Source organism: Macellibacteroides sp. (genome assembly GCF_050251695.1).
GTDB classification, from domain to species: Bacteria; Bacteroidota; Bacteroidia; order Bacteroidales; family Tannerellaceae; genus Macellibacteroides; species Macellibacteroides fermentans.
Window position 1 is genome coordinate 1 of the sequence record NZ_JBFWMI010000031.1, and the last position, 21,621, is coordinate 21,621.

General features: G+C 39.2%; 17 protein-coding genes. 9 read left to right on the forward strand and 8 right to left on the reverse strand.

Features of this window, described 5'->3' with window-relative positions; translation table 11 throughout:
• Positions 1 to 55: 55 nt before the first annotated feature.
• Positions 56 to 802, reverse strand: a complete 747-nt coding sequence (rlmB, locus tag AB7E53_RS06520; RefSeq protein WP_446774804.1) for a 23S rRNA (guanosine(2251)-2'-O)-methyltransferase RlmB — start codon at positions 800 to 802, stop codon at positions 56 to 58.
• 216 nt (positions 803 to 1,018) lie between these two features.
• Here rlmB and AB7E53_RS06525 point away from each other — a divergent pair, with 216 nt between their 5' ends.
• Both AB7E53_RS06525 and AB7E53_RS06530 read left to right on the forward strand, forming a co-directional pair.
• Complete coding sequence (locus tag AB7E53_RS06525) at positions 1,019 to 1,870, forward strand: DNA-3-methyladenine glycosylase family protein (protein ID WP_446774806.1); 852 nt, start codon at positions 1,019 to 1,021, stop codon at positions 1,868 to 1,870.
• Positions 1,871 to 1,938: 68 nt separating this feature from the next.
• Positions 1,939 to 2,142 (forward strand): hypothetical protein, encoded by a 204-nt coding sequence (locus AB7E53_RS06530; RefSeq protein ID WP_079683369.1) that lies wholly within the window; start codon positions 1,939 to 1,941, stop codon positions 2,140 to 2,142.
• Between the two features lie 66 nt (positions 2,143 to 2,208).
• On the opposite strand, the gene galK is transcribed toward AB7E53_RS06530, so the two are convergent.
• Genes galK through AB7E53_RS06545 form a run of 3 tightly spaced genes read right to left on the reverse strand, consistent with a single transcriptional unit; the run spans position 2,209 to position 5,823 of the window.
• On the reverse strand, positions 2,209 to 3,363 hold the full coding sequence (gene galK, locus AB7E53_RS06535; RefSeq protein WP_179399458.1) for a galactokinase: 1,155 nt from the start codon (positions 3,361 to 3,363) through the stop codon (positions 2,209 to 2,211).
• 49 nt (positions 3,364 to 3,412) lie between these two features.
• On the reverse strand, positions 3,413 to 4,696 hold the full coding sequence (locus AB7E53_RS06540; RefSeq protein WP_079683367.1) for an MFS transporter: 1,284 nt from the start codon (positions 4,694 to 4,696) through the stop codon (positions 3,413 to 3,415).
• 50 nt (positions 4,697 to 4,746) lie between these two features.
• Positions 4,747 to 5,823 carry an aldose epimerase family protein gene (locus tag AB7E53_RS06545; protein WP_446772148.1) on the reverse strand — a complete coding sequence of 359 codons (1,077 nt, stop codon included), beginning with the start codon at positions 5,821 to 5,823 and terminating at the stop codon, positions 4,747 to 4,749.
• A gap of 187 nt (positions 5,824 to 6,010) precedes the next feature.
• On the opposite strand from AB7E53_RS06545, the gene AB7E53_RS06550 reads away from it, so the two are divergent.
• The 5 genes from AB7E53_RS06550 (at position 6,011) to nhaA (ending at position 13,868) form a co-directional block, all read left to right on the forward strand.
• Positions 6,011 to 7,975 (forward strand): alpha-L-arabinofuranosidase C-terminal domain-containing protein, encoded by a 1,965-nt coding sequence (locus AB7E53_RS06550; RefSeq protein WP_446774808.1) that lies wholly within the window; start codon positions 6,011 to 6,013, stop codon positions 7,973 to 7,975.
• A 164-nt stretch (positions 7,976 to 8,139) separates the two neighbouring features.
• Positions 8,140 to 8,967 carry a hypothetical protein gene (locus AB7E53_RS06555; protein WP_179399467.1) on the forward strand — a complete coding sequence of 276 codons (828 nt, stop codon included), beginning with the start codon at positions 8,140 to 8,142 and terminating at the stop codon, positions 8,965 to 8,967.
• 122 nt (positions 8,968 to 9,089) lie between these two features.
• Entirely contained in the window at positions 9,090 to 10,985 is a 1,896-nt protein-coding gene (locus AB7E53_RS06560; protein ID WP_446774809.1) for a glycoside hydrolase family 35 protein, read from the forward strand.
• Positions 10,986 to 11,197: 212 nt separating this feature from the next.
• Positions 11,198 to 12,397: a sodium:proton antiporter gene (locus AB7E53_RS06565; protein ID WP_371689045.1), complete on the forward strand. Its 1,200-nt coding sequence runs from the start codon at positions 11,198 to 11,200 to the stop codon at positions 12,395 to 12,397.
• A gap of 112 nt (positions 12,398 to 12,509) precedes the next feature.
• Positions 12,510 to 13,868, forward strand: coding sequence for a Na+/H+ antiporter NhaA (nhaA, locus tag AB7E53_RS06570; protein ID WP_446774811.1), 1,359 nt, complete (start codon positions 12,510 to 12,512; stop codon positions 13,866 to 13,868).
• On the opposite strand, the gene AB7E53_RS06575 is transcribed toward nhaA, so the two are convergent.
• The gene (locus AB7E53_RS06575) at positions 13,858 to 14,343 is read right to left on the reverse strand and encodes a GAF domain-containing protein (RefSeq protein ID WP_446774813.1); all 486 of its coding nucleotides are present in this window, start codon (positions 14,341 to 14,343) and stop codon (positions 13,858 to 13,860) included. The genes nhaA and AB7E53_RS06575 overlap by 11 nt on opposite strands.
• Positions 14,344 to 14,440: 97 nt before the next feature.
• Between AB7E53_RS06575 and AB7E53_RS06580 the strand changes: the two genes are divergently transcribed.
• Both AB7E53_RS06580 and AB7E53_RS06585 read left to right on the forward strand, forming a co-directional pair.
• Positions 14,441 to 15,814, forward strand: coding sequence for an MATE family efflux transporter (locus AB7E53_RS06580; RefSeq protein ID WP_446774815.1), 1,374 nt, complete (start codon positions 14,441 to 14,443; stop codon positions 15,812 to 15,814).
• Between the two features lie 32 nt (positions 15,815 to 15,846).
• On the forward strand, positions 15,847 to 16,482 hold the full coding sequence (locus AB7E53_RS06585) for a cytidylate kinase-like family protein (protein WP_068187181.1): 636 nt from the start codon (positions 15,847 to 15,849) through the stop codon (positions 16,480 to 16,482).
• Between the two features lie 351 nt (positions 16,483 to 16,833).
• Here the strand turns inward: AB7E53_RS06585 and AB7E53_RS06590 are convergent, their stop codons facing one another.
• Genes AB7E53_RS06590 through AB7E53_RS06600 form a run of 3 tightly spaced genes read right to left on the reverse strand, consistent with a single transcriptional unit; the run spans position 16,834 to position 21,614 of the window.
• A complete protein-coding gene (locus AB7E53_RS06590; RefSeq protein WP_446774817.1) occupies positions 16,834 to 19,368 on the reverse strand; it encodes a prolyl oligopeptidase family serine peptidase in 2,535 nt (844 codons plus the stop codon).
• Positions 19,369 to 19,396: 28 nt separating this feature from the next.
• Positions 19,397 to 20,206 (reverse strand): 4-(cytidine 5'-diphospho)-2-C-methyl-D-erythritol kinase, encoded by an 810-nt coding sequence (gene ispE, locus AB7E53_RS06595; RefSeq protein WP_446774818.1) that lies wholly within the window; start codon positions 20,204 to 20,206, stop codon positions 19,397 to 19,399.
• 25 nt (positions 20,207 to 20,231) lie between these two features.
• Positions 20,232 to 21,614 carry an MATE family efflux transporter gene (locus AB7E53_RS06600; protein ID WP_079683346.1) on the reverse strand — a complete coding sequence of 461 codons (1,383 nt, stop codon included), beginning with the start codon at positions 21,612 to 21,614 and terminating at the stop codon, positions 20,232 to 20,234.
• Positions 21,615 to 21,621: the final 7 nt, after the last annotated feature.

The window sequence follows — 21,621 nt, forward strand, 5'->3', positions numbered from 1 at the left end:
TTGAGGTCTGAAACCTACTATAGTTAAATATTCAGCAAATTTTAATCGTTAAAACTTAGTGTTTTTCGTTCATTCTTTGTCTAACAACCTCGTAAACAAGAATTGAAGATGCTACGGATACATTCAACGAACCAATAGTTCCAAATTGAGGAATCTTTACCATTTGGTCGCACATTCTTAGGTTATCCATAGATACACCCGTATCTTCAGCACCCATAACAATGGCTACAGGTCCGTCGTATGTAACTGCTGTATAATTTTCATAAGCCTTTTCACTGGCAGCATAAACTTTGACTCCTGATTCCTGCAAGAATTTAATAGCTTGTGTAATGCTTTTTTCTTTACATACAGGAAGTACATGCAGCGCACCAGCTGATGTTTTCATGGCATCAGCATTTACCGTTACACTTCCTTTTGATGGAATAACAATGGCATCAACTCCCGCACATTCACAAGTTCTGGCAATAGCTCCAAAGTTGCGTACATCTGTAACGCCATCAAGTAGAACAATGAATGGATTCTTACCCTGTTCGTAAAGAAATGGAATGATGTCCTCAAGTTTTTGATAGCTGATTGCTGGCATAAAAGCAATTACTCCCTGGTGATTTTTACGGGTAACACGGTCCAAACGTTCAGCCGGTACACGTTGAACTGCAATTTCTTTTCCTTTAAGTGCATCAAACAGCTCTTTGGATAGATCGCTTTGTAAATCTCTTTTTACAAGGATTTTATCTATTTCCTTTTCTGCCAGGATTGCTTCAATTACGGCACGGATGCCAAATATCATTTCATTTTCTTTCATCTGATTTGCGTAAAATAAAAGGTCGACAATTAATATCAACCTTGAATGTAATTGTTTATGTTGTCTGATTGACTACAAAGATAGCTCATTTCGATTTACATGATACCATGAATCATGAAAAATCTGGTTAACTGACCTTTAATAGTAAGTAAACCTTTTATCTTTAAGGTTTGTTTTGTTGGTATTGACTATATAAAGGGGTTAAATAAAAAGAAAATGCAAATATTGGAGGTTGCTGAAGGTGTAATTTTATCTAGACCGGATAGCTTTAATATGAATCAGATTATTACTTCCGGACAATGTTTCCGTTGGGATGAAATTAAGACGAATGTTTGGAAGGGGGTTGCTTTCGATACATTGTTGGAAATAGAACTTCTGGATGATAATTCTTATTTATTTAAATGTACAAAGGAGGCCTTTTATTCACTTTGGTATGATTATTTTGACTTTGAACGAGATTATGAACAAATAAAAAGGAGTGTTTCAGGAGATAGTTTTCTTGAGAAGGCAGTTGTCGTTGGAGATGGAATACGTATTCTTCGTCAGGATCCTTTTGAAATGCTTATTACGTTTATAATTTCGCAATGCAGTAATATTCCTAAGATAAAAACAAATGTAAATATCTTATGTCAAAAATTAGGAGCTTATGTCGAGGATAAACATGGAAAAGATGGATATTATCTTTTCCCCACTCCAAAGGCCCTGGCCGAAAATCCGGAATTGATTGCTTCTTGCGGTGTAGGATATCGTGATAAATACATTGTTAATGCAGCACGCAAAGTGCTGACAGGCGAATTGAATCTTGACCACTTACGAACGGTTAGCAGAGAAGAGGCCTTTGATGCATTGATATCCTTATATGGGGTGGGGCGGAAAGTTGCCAATTGTGTGTTGTTGTTCGGGTTGCAACATCTTGACGGCTTTCCCATTGATTTATGGATAAAGAAAGTGCTCGATAAACATTATCAAGGTCTGTTCGATACATCCAGATACAATGGTTATAGAGGCGTAATTCAACAATATATGTTCTACTATGGCCGTACATTGGGGGCTTCTTATTTTGAGTAAATAAGTAGATTTTGGCAAGTTGCTCATTTTTGTTTACCTTTGTACAATAATTAATAACACCCAAATTTATGGATGTAGAAAAACTTTTATCTGAAGGCATTGTTTTTAAAGGAGCTAAAAATCCGGTTAATCCCGATGAAGTTCGAAAAATAAAAACCAAAGCTAAGAAATCGACGTATGTTAAAGGAACTCACGGATCGGATTCTGCAAAGATGAAGGCCGAAATAAAAAGGCGTAAAGCTGCCAGATCCAGTCAGAAGAAAAGAGGTTGATTTTATTAAAAAGTATAAAAAAGAGTGAATCATTTTTGATTCACCCTTTTAATTTATGAAATTTGATTAGGCAAGTTTTCTTGCACCATCGCTTATTACAACTTCATATAGTTTTGGTTCGTGACCAAACTTCTCTTTGTACGAAGCAAAGGCCTCTTTAATGAATGCATCATGCAATTCGTCTTTAACAAGGTTGATAGTACAACCGCCAAAGCCTCCACCCATTACGCGAGAGCCTGTAACGCCACATTTTTTAGCGATATCATTCAGATAGTCGAGTTCTTCACAGCTTACTTCGTAAAGTTTACTCATCCCATGATGTGTTTCATACATTTTCTGACCTACAGTTTCGTAATCACCACGCTCAAGAGCATCACAAACATCAAGTACACGTTGAACTTCTTCAATCACATATTCAGCACGCATGTAATCCTCTGCCGAAATCTGATCCTTCACCTCCTTAAGCATGTCCATAGTTGCATCACGCAAGAACTCTACTTCAGGATGGTTGTTATTACGGATTGCTGCAGCAGCAGTTTCGCATGACTGACGACGTTTGTTGTAAGCAGAAGAGGCTAATTCGTGTTTTACTACAGAATCAAGTAAAACCAATTTATAACCTACCGGTTTGAATGGGAAGTATTTGTATTCCAAAGAACGGCAATCCAGACGGATTAAACTTCCTTCTTTACCAAAAACAGATGCAAACTGGTCCATAATACCACAATTAACACCACAATAGTTGTGTTCTGTTGCCTGACCTATTTTAGCAAGTTCAAACTTGTCAATACCAAGATTAAACATATCGTTTAATGCAAAGGCAAACGTACTTTCCAATGCAGCGGATGAAGACATGCCGGCACCCAGAGGAACATCACCTGCAAAAGCAGTATCAAATCCTTGAATTTTACCACCACGTTTGATAATTTCACGACATACACCGAAAATATATCTTGCCCAACTTGCTTTTGGAGCATCTTCTTCGTTTAAACCAAACTCAACATAGTCTTTTAAGTCGATCGAATAGGCCCGAACTTTATCTGTTCCGTTTACCTTGATTTCGGCAACCATTCCTTTATCAATGGCTCCTGGAAAAACAAACCCTCCGTTGTAATCAGTATGTTCTCCAATCAGGTTAATACGACCTGGAGAAGCATAAACAGATCCGACTTCATCATTGAAGTGTTTTTTAAAACGACTTCTTACGTGTTCAATATCCATCTTAATACAAGTTTATTATATACAATATCCTTACAATAAGCCTTACGGATTATTCTACAGGAATGTCTTTGTTAACATTTTTAGAACCGATAAGAGCATAGTAAAGAAGATATGCCATACCTAAGAAGATTACCCAGAAGCTAGCCAAATAGCTTGTTGCATCTGCTACAGCTCCCTGAATCAAAGGTAAGATACCTCCACCACAAACTAATACCATGAAGATACCAGATGCTGTAGCTGTATATTTACCAAGTCCTTCTACTGCAAGGTTGAAGATACCACCCCACATTACAGAAGTACAAAGACCACATAATACAAGGAACATTACACCGATGGGCACTTCAGCTAAACCAAATGAAATATCTGATTGGAATACAGGCATAGATACTTTTGTTTCAAGAGGTCCAAAGATTCCAAGTAATACGAAAATAAGACCAACTGTAGATGCTACAGCCAACATTGCTTTACTTGAAACTTTTGCAGCAAGGCTGGCACCAGCAACACGGCCAATCAACATAAGGAACCAATATGTTCCGGCAATAGTACCTGCAATAGTTGTTTCGATACCTAAACCACCATTTTCAGGACTTGCAGTCATCAATAAGTTCAGGATGTTAGGAATACCTACTTCAACACCAACATAAACGAAAATAGCAGCAGCACCTAATACAAAGTGACGGAAAGAAAGGGCACTGTGAGAATCTTTTGTTTTAGCTTTGTCTTTAACCATGTGAGGTTCCGGAATGCTAACAAAATACAATACGATAAATGCCAGAGCAAAAATACCTAAAGCAAGGAATAATGCAGGATTGGCATCTTTAATTGTAGGTTGTGCAGCATTACCAATCAGGTAACCACCAAGTACAGGAACGATTGTTGCTCCGAAAGAGTTTACAGAACCGGCAACCTGAATTAACTGATTTCCTTTGTTACCACCACCACCAAGAGTGTTCAACATAGGGTTAACAACTGTATTCAACATACACATTGAGAAACCTGAAACAAATGCACCAATCAAATATACAGTAAAGCTTTCTGCAAAACCTGAAAGAAACTGAATACCTACACCAGTGAATCCTACAATAATAGCTAATAAAGCTGTTTTTTTATAACCAATTTTTTCTAATAATAATCCTGCCGGAATACCCATAAACGCATAAGCGATAAAGTTAGCGGCATTACCCAACTGAGACATAAAGCTTGATGCTTCAAACTGACTCTTAACAATCAGGGCCATCGGGTTCTGAAGTCCTGTAACAAAGGAAATCATGAAGAATAGAGCAATCATCATTGCGATTGGCAATGCATAATTTTTTTTCTGCGTAGTATTCATTTCTTTTTTAATTAAATAAATTAGTTAGATAGTTTATAATTTGAAATTTTTTATTCGGTTGTAAATTTGAAAATAGTTTTGCTGTCAAACTTTTCTCCTGGACGAAGTGTCGTACTTGGGTATTCTGGTTTATTCGGACTATCAGGGAAATGTTGAGTTTCCAAACATAAGGCAGCTCTTTCCGGATATCTTTGCCCATTTTTTCCAATCAGTTTTCCAGTCATCCAGTTGCCTGTATAAAGCTGAACTCCTGGTTCTGTTGTATATGTTTCCATCACAATACCTGTTTTAGGAGAAGAGCATCTGGCACAAAATGACAGTTCGTTCTTTTCCTTATTTAGAATATACGTGTGGTCGTATCCTTTTCCAAAAATTAGTTGTTCGAAGTTTTCATTAATTCTGGCTCCAACTTCAAAAGCCTTTCTGAAATCCATCGGAGTACCTTCCACCATTTCTTTCGGCCCATATGGAATGGCTGTACTATCTGTTGGCAGATAATAATCTGCATTAATAGTAAGTAGGTGATCTCCAATATAGGGATCGCCTGCTCCGGAAAGATTGAAGTATGAATGATTGGTAAGATTCAATACAGTTGGCTTGTCAGTTTCTGCATTATACAAAATAACAACTTCATTATTATCTGAAAGGTGATATGTAACAGTTGTTTTCAGATTGCCTGGAAAGCCTTCTTCTCCATCAGGCGAAATATAGGTTAGTTCAAGGGTCTGTGTGTCTTTTAAAACCGCATCCCAAACCACAGCATTAAATCCTTTAATTCCTCCATGAAGACTATTAGGTCCGTTGTTAATTGCCAGTTTATCGTAGGTTATACCGTCAATTTCAAATTTTCCTTTTGCAATACGATTTCCAAATCGTCCGCAAATAGCACCGAAATATGGTTCTTCAGATGTAAGATAGTCATCTATTGAATCGTGCCCGGTAACTACATCTACCATTTTGCCTTCTTTATCTTTTACCAACAGCGATACTATTTTGGCTCCAAAATTAGTGACAGTCAGCTCCATTCCACTTTTGTTAACAAGGACGAAGAGCTGAGTTTCTTTACCGTCAATGAGTTTGCTAAAGTTAGCTACCTTTAACCCAGACAGCGTAAGTTCGTTTTTCATGTGTACTTATTTTTCTAAACGGGTGTAAAATTACGTTGTTCTTTGTATTTATGAACTATATAAATGATGTTTTAAAGCATGCATTTGTTTACTTATGCAAATATATAACTTTTTATTGTCTCGACTTCTTACTTTCTTTTACTTTTGTGGCTAGTTTTAGGATAATATTTATGAAAAACCTACTATTATGAATTCTAATTTAAAAAAAGGATTATGTGTTCTTTCATTTTTGACAGCCGGTTTCTCACTTTTCGGTCAATCAACAGAATCTGATTATTTAATTAAAATGGATGTTGATAAAATAGGATCTACAATTCAACCAACCATGTATGGCGTATTTTTTGAGGATATTAACTTTGGTGCTGACGGAGGTTTGTATGCCGAACTAATAAAAAATAGGTCATTTGAATTTGAGTATCCTTTTACAGGATGGACCCCTTTTGGAGATGTATCTATCCGATCTGATAAACCTTGTTTTGACAGAAATCCGCATTATGCCCGGTTAATTAACCGAAAGCAGCTTACAGGAACGGGTTTAATTAATGAAGGATTTAAAGGTATAGGTATCAAGACAAATGAAAAATATGATTTGTCTTTTTACGCCAGAACTTTGAAAAATGAAACTATGAAATTGAAAATTGAAATGGTTTCGGATAAGAACGATATTATTGAATCTAAAGAGGTAAGTATAAATAGCAAGTCCTGGAACAAGTATATGATAACCTTTGCTCCGATGCAAACATGTTCCAAAAGTTCGATTCGCATAACAATGCTTACTACCGGAGTATTGGATATAGAACACATTTCTCTTTTCCCGCAAGAAACATTTAATAATCGATCCAATGGTTTGAGAAAAGATCTGGCAATGGCATTAAAAGACCTCAAACCAGGTGTATTTCGTTTCCCAGGAGGATGTATTGTAGAAGGAACCGACCTTTCTACCCGGTATCAATGGAAAAATACAATTGGTCCGGTTGAGAATCGTCCGATAAATATTAATCGTTGGAACTATACTTTTTCTCATAAAAAATTCCCGGATTATTACCAGTCTTACGGCCTTGGATTTTACGAATATTTTGTACTGAGTGAGGATATTGGAGCGGAGCCATTGCCTGTTCTCAACTGCGGACTTTCCTGCCAATATGAGAATAATGACCCGAATCAGAATTGCCCGGTCGATAAACTCGAGCCCTACATTGAAGATGCCTTGGACTTGATTGAATTTGCAAATGGACCAATTACTTCAACCTGGGGTAAGATTCGTGCGGATATGGGACATCCAGCCCCTTTTAATCTTAAAATGATTGCAATTGGCAACGAGCAATGGGGTACATTGTACACTGAAAGATTGGAGCCATTTGTAAAGGCCATACGCGCTAAATATCCAAATATAAAAATTATTGGAAGCTCAGGCCCTCAAGCAGAGGGTAAAGACTTTGATTTTTTGTGGCCAGAGATGAAGCGGATCGGTGTCGACTTGGTGGATGAACATTATTATCGTTCTCCGGAATGGTTTTTGTCTAACGCAAACAGGTATGATTCTTATGATCGTAACGGACCTAAAGTATTTGCTGGCGAATATGCTTGCCATGCTCCTGACAAAGAGAATAGTTTTCTTACTGCTTTGTCTGAAGCGGCCTTTATGACCGGACTTGAAAGAAATGCAGATGTAGTTCATTTGTGTACTTATGCACCTTTATTTGCCCACAAAGAGGCCTGGCAATGGCGCCCGGACTTAATTTGGTTTGATAATTTATCTTTTGTTAAAACTCCTAATTATTATGTACAGCAGTTGTTTGGTAATAACGCCGGTACACATGTGCTAGCCCTTACAATGAATGGAAAGGCAGTATCAGGGCAACAAAATTTATATGCTACTGCAGCAAGCGATGCGACAGACAACACACTTATTATAAAAATTGCCAATACTGGAATAGATCAGAAAAAGATCTCATTTATTTTAGAAGGATTAAAGGCAGGAGTACACGCGGTTACATTAACACATTTGAATTCATCTGATCTGAACGCTAAGAATTCATTTGAGACTCCCGATCGCATTACCCCTAAAGTTGTTCATTCATATATTAAAGACAATAAAATGGACATTGCTTTACCACCGTTGAGTTTTACTGTTTTACGAATTGTCCGTTGAGTGTGATTAAATAGCTATTTCAGCTGTTTGATACTGAGTAGCTCTTCGATTTTATTCCTATAGTATCGTATATATTTAATAAAATATAAATCAATAATTAGTTTGATCTTATTTGATAAATAGTTATATCTTTACATCCAAAACCAATTGAAAATAGAATTAATATGAAAAAATTACTAATGATTTTGGGAGTGTTGATGCTATTCAGCTCCTGTTCAACCTATTATTACTCAACCTTGAGTTCTTCTGAAGGTGTAGCTGAGAAAGATGATTTTGGCGATTTTGTTTACGAAAACGATAGTGTCAAGGTGGTGTACAGTTTCTTTGGATACAATCTGCCTATACATATTACTGTTATAAATAATTCAGATCAGCCGTTGTACGTTGATTGGCAACGTTCAGCTCTGATAATTGATGATGTTGCGACAAATTATAAGCAGAATAAATTAACCTTCGATGGTAATATTAGCGCTAATACACTGAATTATAACCGTAATTTTAGTTCTACCGACGGAAGTTTCAATGGAAGCATAAGTCTACCCGACGGTGTTAGCTTTATTCCTCCTAAATCAAGAACAGACCACACTCCGATGACTTTGGGTGATTTCAGTTTTGATAGAATACCGAAGAAGAGTTTTACTAAAGTAAAATTTGCCAGAGAAAATCTGGCTCCATCTAAAATAAATACCATGCGCTTTGCCGAATTTAATTCTCCATTAAAATTCAGAAGCTATCTAACCTTATACAGCGGATCGCTAGATCCGGAAAAAGGAAAACCATTTGTTTTAGATCAACAGTTTTATATTTCGGAAGTAATGAAAAGTGCTGAGATTAAACCAGAGGAGGTGTATGGATATTCAAATAAAAGAGGAGATTTCTTCTATTATAAAAAGACTAAAGGTTCTGGTTTTGGTGCTGTAATGGGTACAATTGCAGTGTGCGCAGCATGCATAGCCATTGATGCTGCAATACCTGATGCGGAAGAATATTGACTTCCCTTTTTGCATGGTTCAATTATAATTGCTAATATTGCAGTTTAAATGCTAACGGTCTTTCTTATAAAAAGAAAGGCCTTCTTAAATTTGGTATAAACTTAATAAAACAAGAAAACACAATGAAGAAATTTCTCGGGCCCCTGATGCTCCTGTTCTTGCTTATTGCTGCTTTGCCGGCATTCGGACAAAAGAAGCACACATTTGAAATCAAAGGTGGAAACTTTGTGTATGATGGTAAGGCCGTTCAGATTCATTCGGGCGAAATGCATTATGCACGTATACCTCACCAATACTGGCGCCATCGTTTTCAGATGATCAAAGCGATGGGTTTAAACACAGTTGCCACTTATGTATTTTGGAATTTGCATGAAACAGAGCCTGGTAAGTGGGATTTTACCGGGGATAAAAATCTGGCCGAATATATTAAAACTGCAGGAGAAGAGGGGTTGATGGTTATTCTTCGTCCTGGACCTTATGCCTGTGCCGAATGGGAGTTTGGTGGTTATCCATGGTGGTTGCAAAATGTTCCGGGTATGGAGGTAAGAAGAGATAATGAGGCTTTCTTAAAACACACAGAGCAATATATCAATCGTTTGGCTAAAGAAGTTGCTCACTTACAAATTACCAATGGCGGGCCTATCATTATGGTTCAGGCAGAAAACGAATTCGGATCTTATGTGTCTCAGCGTAAGGATATTCCTTTGGAAGAACACCGTGCTTATAATGCTAAAATCAAGAAACAGCTGGAAGCTGCCGGATTCAACGTACCGTTGTTTACTTCAGACGGTAGCTGGTTGTTTGAAGGTGGTGCTACTCCGGGGGCTTTACCTACAGCCAATGGCGAAAGTAATATAGAGAATCTTAAAAAAGTTGTGAATCAATATAACAACGGACAAGGGCCGTATATGGTAGCGGAGTTTTATCCGGGTTGGTTGGCACACTGGGCGGAACCTCATCCAAAGGTTGATGCTTCCGGAATTGCCCGTCAAACAGAAAAATACATCACTAACGATGTTTCATTTAATTTCTATATGGTGCATGGCGGAACGAACTTTGGCTTTACAAGTGGTGCTAACTATGATAAAAACCACGATATCCAGCCGGATCTTACCAGCTATGATTACGATGCGCCTATCTCTGAAGCAGGTTGGGTAACACCCAAATTCGATTCAATCCGCAATGTGATTAAAAAACATGTAAGCTATAAAGTCCCCGAAGCTCCAAAACAAATTCCGTTGATAGAGATTCCTTCTATTAAATTAGATAAGGTAGCTAACGTGTTTGATATAGCTTCTACACAGAAGCCGGTTTACAGTGATAAGCCGCTAACATTCGAACAATTGAATCAAGGACATGGATACGTTCTGTATTCACGCAAATTCAATCAGCCGATCAGTGGAACATTATCAATTGAAGGCCTCCGCGACTTCGCTGTGATTTATGTTAACGGAGAGAAAATAGGCGAGTTGAACAGATATTACAAGAATTACACTATGGAGATTGATATCCCATTTAACTCAACTTTGGATATTCTGGTTGAGAATATGGGCCGCATCAATTATGGTGCAGAAATTGTAAGAAACAACAAAGGCATAATCAGTCCGGTTAAAATTAATGATATTGAAATTACCGGCGATTGGGCTATGTATAAACTGCCGATGAGTGAAGCTCCTGTACTTTCCGATCTTAAGAATGTAAAAGTATATGACAATACCCCGGTTAATGCTGCTAAACTGAAAGGTTGCCCGGTTGTGTATCAGGGAACCTTCAACCTAACGGAAACAGGTGATACTTTTATTGACATGGAACAGTGGGGCAAGGGTATAATCTATATCAATGGAATTAACATTGGCCGTTATTGGAAAGTCGGTCCTCAGCAAACACTGTATATCCCCGGAGTTTGGCTTAAGAAAGGAAACAATCAGATTGTAATTTTCGAACAGTTAAACGAGGAAGCTAAAAGTGATGTTAAGACTGTTAAAGTACCGGTATTAACAAAGCTGCGTTCTAATTAAAACAGTAAGATTAAGATAATATATATGAAATGCTTCAGCCGTTCTGGTTGAAGCATTTTTTTTATTTTCACGGTCAATATCATCGCGTATTTTTGATTTCTCACTAAAAAATAAGGATAAAATATGTTATCTTTGCCGAAGTAAAATGCTAAAAATAATAAATTAATAATCATATGTTTCTAATAGGTATTTATAAAAATTATTCTTGATCGATGAAAAAAGTAATATTATTTTCACTGTTTTTAATGTTTGGTCTTGTCGCGTCTCAAACCTTCCCTGGTTTGATGGGTGAGAATTATATTTATTTCAAGCAAATTTCCAATATATTGCTTTTTATCTGTTTATCCTTCATTATGATAAATGTTGGCAGGGAGTTTGAAATAGAAAAAACGAAATGGAGGTCTTATTCTAAAGATTATTTGGTTGCAATGGCAACTGCAGCCTTCCCCTGGATATTTGTTGCTATTTACTTCGTTTTCGTTCTCCTTCCATCTCAATATTGGTTTGATTCGGAAGCATGGAAAGAAAATTTACTCCTAAGCCGGTTTGCGGCTCCTACCTCTGCAGGTATTTTATTTACAATGTTGGCTGCAGCAGGATTAAAATCTACCTGGGTATATAAAAAAGTACAAGTATTGGCCATATTTGATGACCTGGATACTATTTTGTTAATGATTCCCCTCCAGGTTATGATGGTCGGTCTCAGGTGGCAATTATTTGTAATCGTATTTATCGTATCATTATTATTGATTATTGGTTGGAAAAAGCTTGCTTCGTACGATATGCGACAAGATTGGAAAGCCATTCTTTTTTATGCCATAGTTGTTTTCTCTATAACTCAATCTGTGTATTTAGGGACCAAATATCTTTATGGCGAAGAGGCTAGTATTCATATCGAAGTGTTGTTGCCAGCCTTTATTCTTGGTATGGTAATGAAGCATAAACATATTGATACACCATCAGAACATAGGGTTACAGATTTGATATCCTACATTTTTATGTTTTTGGTAGGATTGAGTATGCCTGCGTTTTTTGGCGTTGATTTTGAGGAGATATCAGAAGTCATAACAATAACCGGATCTCAACCATTTATGTCGTGGGAAGTAATAGCTTTTCATGTTATAATTGTTACTATTTTGTCTAATATAGGAAAGCTGTTCCCAATATTCACTTACAAGGAAAGATTACTAAAAGAGAGATTAGCTATATCCATAGGAATGTTTACAAGGGGTGAAGTTGGAGCAGGAATCATATTTATATCTATTGGCTACAACCTGGGAGGGCCAGCATTGATGATATCGGTACTTACCCTGGTCCTTAATCTTATTCTGACAGGCTTCTTCGTAATTTGGGTTCGAAGATTAACTAAAAGCGCTATGGAGCAAAACAAGTTAGCAGGTATCGAAGATTAATCGTGTAGCTGATAAGTCTATGCTAAAAATGACTATGATCTACTCCTATGATATTGGATTCTTACAAATAGAACTTATACTTTCAAAACAATATAAATAATTTAATAAGTGAATGGAAAATCGTATTAAGATTGTAGCGAAACCATTTAAGAAACTTGCAGTTCACAAACCAAGCTCGAGTATGTTGCTTTTTATTGCAACTTTTGTGGCTTTGTTTCTTGCTAATTCTCCTTGGTCTTCATTCTATGATGACTTTTTGGTAAGACCTGTTGTTTTTCAAATTGGAAGTTTCAATTTTTTCTCCCATCATGGAGCATCAATGAGTGTTCTGGCTTTTGTTAATGATGCACTGATGGCTTTGTTCTTTCTTTTGGTTGGAATGGAGATCAAGCAGGAGTTTTTAGTAGGTGAATTGTCATCTTTCAGAAAAGCGATGTTCCCCATAGTGGGAGCGTTTGGGGGAATGATTGTTCCTGTTATTGTTTTTATTTTAATTTGCTCATCACAGCCCGAAATCAGAGGCGCTGCTATTCCAATGGCAACAGATATAGCTTTTGCTCTTTCTGTACTAGCTTTGCTTGGAGATAGGGTTTCGGTCAGTCTGAAAGTGTTTTTAACGGCATTGGCTGTTGTTGATGATATTGGTGGTATTATTATTATTGCACTGTTCTACAGTGGTCATGTAGTTGTTCTACCCCTTATCCTTTCTTTTGTCGTTTTGTTGATTATTTATCTGGGAGGTAAACTTAGGGTAAACCATAATTCTTTTTACTATATCGGCGGTTTTATTGTATGGCTTTTGTTTTTGGAATCGGGTATCCATCCTACTATTTCAGGAGTACTTGTTGCCTTTACAATTCCAGCCCGGCCTATTGTAAATCTGGAAGGTTTTTCAGAAAATCTAGCACAGTATTTGCGCGTACTTCCTTTAAAACAGGAAGAGGTTACACCTAAAGCAACTGTTCTTTCCAATACGCAAATAAGAATTCTCCGCAAAATAGAGGAAACATCAGACAAAGCAATTAGTCCACTTCAAAACATGTCGGATTCTTTACACCCTTATGTTTATTATTTTATTCTGCCATTATTTGCCTTTGTAAATGCAGGTATCTCATTTAACAGCATTGAACCTTCCATGTTGATTGGAATTCCTTTGGGAGTTTTTTCAGGTTTATTCATAGGTAAAGCTCTGGGAATTTTTTCATTTGCTTACTTGTTTCTTAAATCTGGGATGGGAATATTCCCGCGTGGAATGAATGTGAAAAATCTTTTTGCTCTTTCTTTGTTGGGAGGTATCGGATTTACCGTATCGCTGTTTATTGCGAACCTATCCTATACCGGTGTGCCAGAAGTAGGAGCAAACCTTCTAAACCAGGCAAAACTTGGTGTATTTGCCGGTTCGTTGGTTTCCGGTTTATGTGGTTATTTCCTTCTAAAGAAAGTGTTGCCTCCGGCAAATCCTAAAGAATAAAACTATCGGAAAGTAATTCCGTAATCATGGTCAGGTAGCGGGCATCTGTAGTATCAAAACTATTAAGGTGCTCGCTATCTACATCTAATACTGCGACTACAGTTCCGTTAACCAATATTGGAACAACAATTTCTGATCTGGATGCCGAACTACAGGCAATATGTCCCGGAAACTTATCTACATCCGGAACTAGCTGGGTTTGCTTTTCCTTCCAGGCAGTACCACACACTCCTTTGCCAAAGCCAATACGTGTACAGGCAACAGGTCCCTGAAAAGGAGCTAATACAAGCTTGTCTTCTTTCACAACATAGAATCCAACCCAGAAGAACCCAAATACCTGCTTTAAGGCGGCAGCCACATTGGCCATATTGGCTACCACATCTGTTTCTCCCTGAAGTAATGCTGCAATTTGGGGGACTAACTCTTCGTACTTTTCTTTTTTATTTTCTCCCTTAGAAATAATCTCTTCCGCCATATCCGAATATTTTAATGAACGGACAAAGGTATATATTTTAAGATAAATGCGTAACTTTGCACACTCATAAATACCCGTGAAGGGCAAATAGATTCGTATGACAAAAGATAATTCACCCTTAGTTTTAGGTTCCGAACCCATAGGAAAGCTTTTAATGAAATATGCTTTACCTGCCATCATCGCAATGACAGCTACCTCGCTTTATAATATTGCCGACAGCATTTTTATAGGACATGGAGTAGGGGCGTTGGCTATTTCTGGTTTGGCAATCACTTTCCCATTAATGAACCTTGCAGCAGCCTTCGGATCTTTGGTCGGAGTTGGAGCATCTACGCTTATATCTGTAAAGCTGGGGCAGAAAGACTATGAAAATGCCAATAAAGTGCTTGGCAATGTACTTATTCTTAACGTGATAATCGGGGCATTGTTTACTCTTTTCGCATTGATCTTTCTAGATCCAATGCTGTACTTTTTTGGTGCCAGCGAACACACCATTCCCTATGCGCGAGATTTTATGCAGATTATCCTGATCGGGAATATCATTACACATATGTATCTGGGATTGAATGCCGTGCTTCGTTCCGTCGGATACCCCAAGCTTGCGATGTATACAACCCTTTTGTCGGTTGTGTTTAACTGTGTGCTGAATCCTCTTTTTATCTTCGGCTTCGGGTGGGGCATCAAAGGATCTGCTATTGCCACTGTAATCTCTCAAGTGTTGTCTCTTGCTGTTCAATTAATACACTTTGCCAATCCTAATCAGCTTATCAGATTTCGTACTGGAATATACGCTCTCCGAAAAGATATCGTACAAGGTATCCTGTCTATCGGAATGTCACCCTTTCTAATGAATCTGTGTTCGTGCCTGATTGTACTTCTTATCAACAGAGGGCTTAAAACTTACGGTGGCGATATGGCCATTGGGGCTTATGGTATTGTTAACCGGGTTTTGTTCCTTTTTGTGATGATTATCATGGGGCTTAATCAAGGTATGCAGCCAATAGCCGGATATAATTTCGGAGCCCGGCTCTATCAAAGGGTTACCGGTGTTACACTACTCACCACCTATTGGGCTACCGGAGTGGCAACCCTTGGTTTTCTGTTGTGTCAATTATTGCCTGAATATATTGTAGGCATGTTTACTTCAGATCCAGAACTTGTTCATACTGCGGTAAATGGTCTGCAAGTTGCTTTCCTTGTTTTTCCGATTATTGGTATTCAGATGGTTTCGACCAACTTTTTCCTATCTATTGGAATGGCAAAAAAAGCAATATTCCTTTCTCTAACCAGACAGCTTATCTTCCTGATTCCATTCCTGATTATTCTGCCTCGATACTTTGGGGCATTGGGCGTTTGGATCAGTCTTCCGTCTGCCGATTTTATTTCAACGATTGTTACTTTAATTGTGATTATCCGCCAGTTTGCAACATTTAAACGACTTAATGCAGGAGAAATAAAAGATAATCATTAATTTTAGGGCAACAATAAACGGATGCATGGATTATGGAAAACAAAATCATTGTAACAATTGGACGGCAATTTGGAAGCGGTGGACGCGAGATAGGTCAGAAACTTGCTGAAATGTTAGGAATTGCCTATTACGATAAGGAATTGATGGCGATGGCTGCCAAAGACAGCGGATTGTGCGAAGAGTTTTTTGAGAAGGCCGATGAGCGCGTATCCGGCAATTTATCCTATGCTTTTTCTTTGGGGTATTCATACATGGGAGCCTATGCACCGTTTAATGATATTTTATCAAATGATGGCCTGTTTAAGTTACAGTCGGACACCATCCGGTCATTAGCCGAAAAACAATCGTGTGTGATGGTAGGTCGTTGTGCCGATTATATTTTACGTAACGAGCCTTCTTGTGTAAGTGTCTTTATCCATAATACAGCAGAGAATCGGATCAACCGAATCATGGAATACGATAAAGTAACAGAACAAGAGGCTAAAGATCGCATGGCATCCATCGACAAATCCCGTTCTTCCTATTATAACTATTATACCAATAAAGCATGGGGGGTAGCCTCATCCTATCATTTATCTATTGACGCTTCCGTGTTGGGAATAGACGACACCGTACTGTTTATTAAGGATTTTGTAATGCGAAGAATGGAAATACTATCGCATCAATAACTTGATTATTGTATTGGTGAAACTAATAACATGCTGACCAGTAGGTAATCTGCTGCCTGTTATTAAGCTATAATACTTACGGATAGTATTAAAAAGTGTACGATGAACAATGCCTGAACTAACGAAGATCTATTCAGTATGCAGCTGGATACTGCAAGTTCAACATATGGATAACTTACGGTATGCAGCTGCATACTGAACGTTACACAGCTGCATACCGGATAGTTGCTCGTATATAAAAAGATAAAAGCTTAGGAGTCTTTTGTTTATGATCCTATAAGAAAGGCCTGAGCATTACTGCCCAGGCCTTCTTGATGTATTATATAAACAATGTGTATTGCTTTATCTGTCTTACAAGGTCCTTTCCGGATACAAGGTGTCCCACCAGGCGGAATCATCCTGCAGGTATTTTGCAAACCAGGCAAATATGGAGTTCTGCCATCCAATTCGTTTGCTGTAGCCAACAATTCCATGATTTTCGCCATCTACCTGAATAAACTCTACGGTTTTTCCAAGCAGTTTCAATGCAGCGAACATTTGTATACTTTCGCCTACTGGCACGTTGGTATCTGCATTTCCGTGTAAAAGGAGTAGGGGAGTGTTGATCTTATCTGCATTGAACAGGGGACTTTGTTTCGTGAATAGCTCCGCATTGTTCCAGGGATAGCTTCCGGCATTGGCAACGGCGCAATAGCCATATCCCCAATAGCCTTCACCCCAGTAACTGCTTAGTGCGCTGATACCGGCGTGACTAATGGCCGCAGCAAACAGATCGGTGCGGGTTTGCAGGTATTGTGTCATAAAACCACCGTAGCTTGCGCCGATACATCCAATCTTTTTGGCATCTACAAAAGGGTGTTCCTGACAGAATGTTTCTGTTCCCTTAATAATTTCATCGGCTGTAACCTTACCCCAGGCATTTACATGGCGGGCAGAGAATTCTTGTCCGAAGCCGGTTGTTCCACTGGGGTTCAATGTATACACAACATATCCTTGTGCCGCATACATGTGCATCGAATAACGAGCTTCCAAGGCTCTGTTTGTTGGAGATGTACCGCCGTAATAATAGACGATCATCGGGTATTTTTTGGTTTTGTCGAAGTTGGGTGGCAGGTAATAACGTCCCTGGATTGTTGTCCCTTCATCCGAAATGAAATTCCAGTCATGTACTTCGCCAAATGTAATGTCTTGTAGTTTTTCGGCTGACAAATCGTAAACCAATCTGCTCTTGGATCCTTTCAGATCGTAGGTGTACAACCGGTTGGCATTAGAAACGCTCTGTCCGTAATACATCAGTACCGGAGCGGTCAGGGCAAGGCTGTACGAATTGATGACATCTTCTGTAACAGCTACAGGTTTAATCTGTCCCGTTTGCGGATTACAGCAAAATATACGTTGGTAATCTTTGTCTTCTGCCATGAAATAGATCTGCTTGTCGTATATATTCCATACGCCGCCTACTACACTGGGGTCAAACTCTTTGGTAAGGGCTTTTGCTTTACGAGTTGCAAGATCAAATACAAAAAGCTGACCGTCGTACGAGTTCGAGATCTGTCCCTCTTTTACATTCAGTCCGATGCCATCGAATGCATCGCCCGATCCGGAAACCAGTAATTGTTTTCCATCCGGCGAAAAGGTAGCCTGACTTACATAAGGAGCTTTTTCCCACAAGGTGTCAACCGCCATTGTCTGCAGGTCGAGTTTATAGGTGGAGTTTCTCGAAAAGGGTAGGGAAGTGAGTACCCGTTCACTGGTGCTGAACAATATATAGCGGCTATCGGCGCTAACGTCGTTCAGATACGTACTGTTGTGTCCGTAGGTCAACTGTTCCATCAGGCCTGTCGACAATACATACCGATGTATAAAACTACGGTTACGCCATCCCGGTAAGCGGTCGGACGGTTCAAGTACACGGATAAGGTCTGAGTTTTCTTTGGGTCCTTCTTCTTCAATAGAGAAGAGCAGTGTTTTTTCATCCGGAGTAAACTGAAAACTGCCTTTAGGTAAATCGTCTACCAATTTTACTTTTTCCATTGTTTTGGGATCCATTACAATCAGCTCGGTTCCCTTCATACCTGTGGCTGTATAATATAGCTTGTTGCTTACAGGCATCCAGCGTGCATCTCTGGCAGAACCGTCTTCTGTAAACAATACTTTGCCTGTGGCAACATCGGTAAGCTGGGTATATTGTTTGCTTTTACCAGCAGTAAATCGTTCAATGTATTTTACCAACGCATACTTTCCGTTGGGTGAAAGGCTTACTCCCGAAAAGTCTTTGCCTTCAATAATATTATTTACCGTATAGCGGGCATTGGGGTTCACTGATGCTTCTACAACAGCTTTTCCTTTACTCTTAAACCCGGCTTTCAGTACAGGTTCGGCCGGATCGTTATCTGTAGTGAGGTATTTAATCACCACCTCGTAACGGCGGGGCTCAAGGGTGAGTTGCGATGAGGCAGATCCCGCTTTACTTTGAGTAGAGTCGACAGAACTCTTTTCGCACACCTTCTTGTCGTCTACGTATACTTCAAAGCGTCCGGTCCCTTCTACCTCCAAAGTGCCTTTTACAAAGCGGTCGCTGTTCAGGTAAAACGAACATACATGCAGTCCGTTAATCCCTTTTTGATAGGCTAACCGAACAAATCCGGCGGTGTCGACTTCCAAAGTAGTAGCCTGTTGTAACACTTTCCCGAAAGCCAGAGGGGTTTTCATCAGGTTGTTAAGCTCAAAAGCTTTGCCGTTAACATTCAGACTGTCGGATATGACAGGCTTTTGAACGGCAAACGGTCCGGCGTGTTTAAATTGGCGGACTTTAATATCTTCTGCTGCCGAAACCGAAACAGATGCCAATAGCAGAAGACAGGCTGCGTTTTTTATTAAATTCATTATTCAGGTATTATGGTTTATATAACAATTACTGTAATTTTCCTTCCCATACAAAGCATGAGGTAAATTGGTCCTTCAGATTAGTCGGCTTTTTAAAGAGACCGAATACCGATGATCCGGAACCCGACATCGATGCATATACTGCACCCTCTTCGTAAAGAGCATTTTTTAGGGCTTCTATTACGGGTTGTTTCGCAAAAACACTCTTCTCAAAAGCGTTAAACATAACTTCACGCCATTCTTCTACAGGCATCTCGATGATCTTCTTCAGAGAAACAATGGGTTGAGCGGGTTTTACAAGAGAATAGGCTTCGGGGGTGGATACCGATATGTCCGGTTTGATCAGGCACAGGTAATAGTCATGTAAAGACAGGTTAACCGGCTCAAATATATTTCCGATGCCAGAAGCAAAAACGGGTTTGTTCCGGATAAAGAAAGGACAGTCGGCCCCCAGGGTAGAAGCCATAAGTTCTAAATGTTCTTCCGGAATCCGCAGTGAACAAAACTCGTTTACAAGCTTCAACATAAATGCTGCATCGGCCGATCCTCCTCCCAATCCGGCTCCGAATGGTATGTTTTTCAGTAAACGAACCTCTAGCGGAGGGATATCGTATTGAGACTTTAAGAGATTCAGCGCCTTTATAACCAAATTCTTTTCTGCTGGGCCATCCACCGGAATACCACTTTGTATGAACGTGGATTCGTTGGACTGCACCACTTCAAGTGCATCCTTAACAGGAATAGGATAGAATACCGTTTCGATGTTATGATAACCATCCGGTCGCTTACTTACAATATCCAGTCCCAGGTTAATTTTGGCATTAGGGAAACAAATCATATATTTTCTTTTTAGATATTCAACGTTACTTTTTCCCGTGGTCGATCAGGCATCTTTTTTTCCAGTGGCCTCCCTTATAATAAATATAAGTAGCCACCATGCCCAAGGCTATACTTAATCCGATTGCCCACCATATTCCGGTCCTTCCAAGCTCTCCGCTAAGCCAGTAGGCAAGCGGAATGCGGATGATCCATAGAGTAATCAGACTGGTAACCATAGTGAACAGGGTGTCGCCGGCACCTCTGAGGGCTCCGTTATATACATTTAATGTTCCATGTATAATGAAAAAACCGCCTACAATCAATAGATATTCTTTACCGATGGCGATTACTTTCGGATCGTGGGTAAAGGCTCTCATCAATTCTTCGCCAAAGAAGAAAACGGCTGCAAAGGCCAAAAGGCTGAATACGGCATTCACACTCATTGAAAAACGAAGTCCGGTTTTTACGCGGTCGAATTTTCCGGCCCCGATGTTCTGTCCTGTAAAAGCAGCTAAAGCACCCGAAAGAGTCAGTATTGCCTGAGTAATGATCGTATCTATTTTGCCTGCAGCCCCATAAGCTGTCAGTGTGTCTGTTCCAAAACTGTTTACAATACCCAATAAAGCAATCAGTCCCAACGAGATGGCACATTGCTGTACGCTGGTGGGGAGACCGATCCTGAGGCCTTGCTTGAACAGTTTCATATCAAAAACCAGGTCCTCCTTCTTGATAGAAAGTAACGGATGGCGGTCGTTGATATAGAAAAGAGCTATACACATGGCGATTCCCTGAGCTGCTACGGTTGCCCGTGCCGCACCTTCAATGCCCCAACCGAATCCAACAATAAATAATACGTCGAGCACCACGTTTAGCAGGGTGGAGACAAGGATAAAAATCATAGGACGATTTGACTCTCCAATGCCTCGCAGAATAGAAACGATGCTGTTGAATGTTACAAACAGAAATGTACCTCCGATATAGATCTTAAAGTATTTTACAGCCTCGGGTATAACTTCGGCAGGGGTGTTGGTTAGTCGGAATATAGGTTCGGCAAATATGATTCCCACTATCGATAAAATGATTCCGGAAACCAGCATGAATATAAAGAAAGAAGAAAAAGCCCGTTGTACCATTTTATACTGGCGTGCACCGAAGTATTGCGAAACAACTACCGATACACCGCTTCCAATTCCTATTACGAGCGAAATGATAAAATAATAAATGAAAAAAGAGGCACTAACGGCAGCAAGTGCCTCTTTACCCAAAAATTGTCCTACTATGATGCTGTCGGTTATATTATATAACTGTTGTAGTATGTTGCCAATAAGTAACGGAACTGCAAATCGTACAATCACCCTCCACACAGGGCCCCTGGTTAGGTCGCCCGTTCTTACCTCTTCTGTACTGGTCCAATTTTGATTTTCCATTCACTTC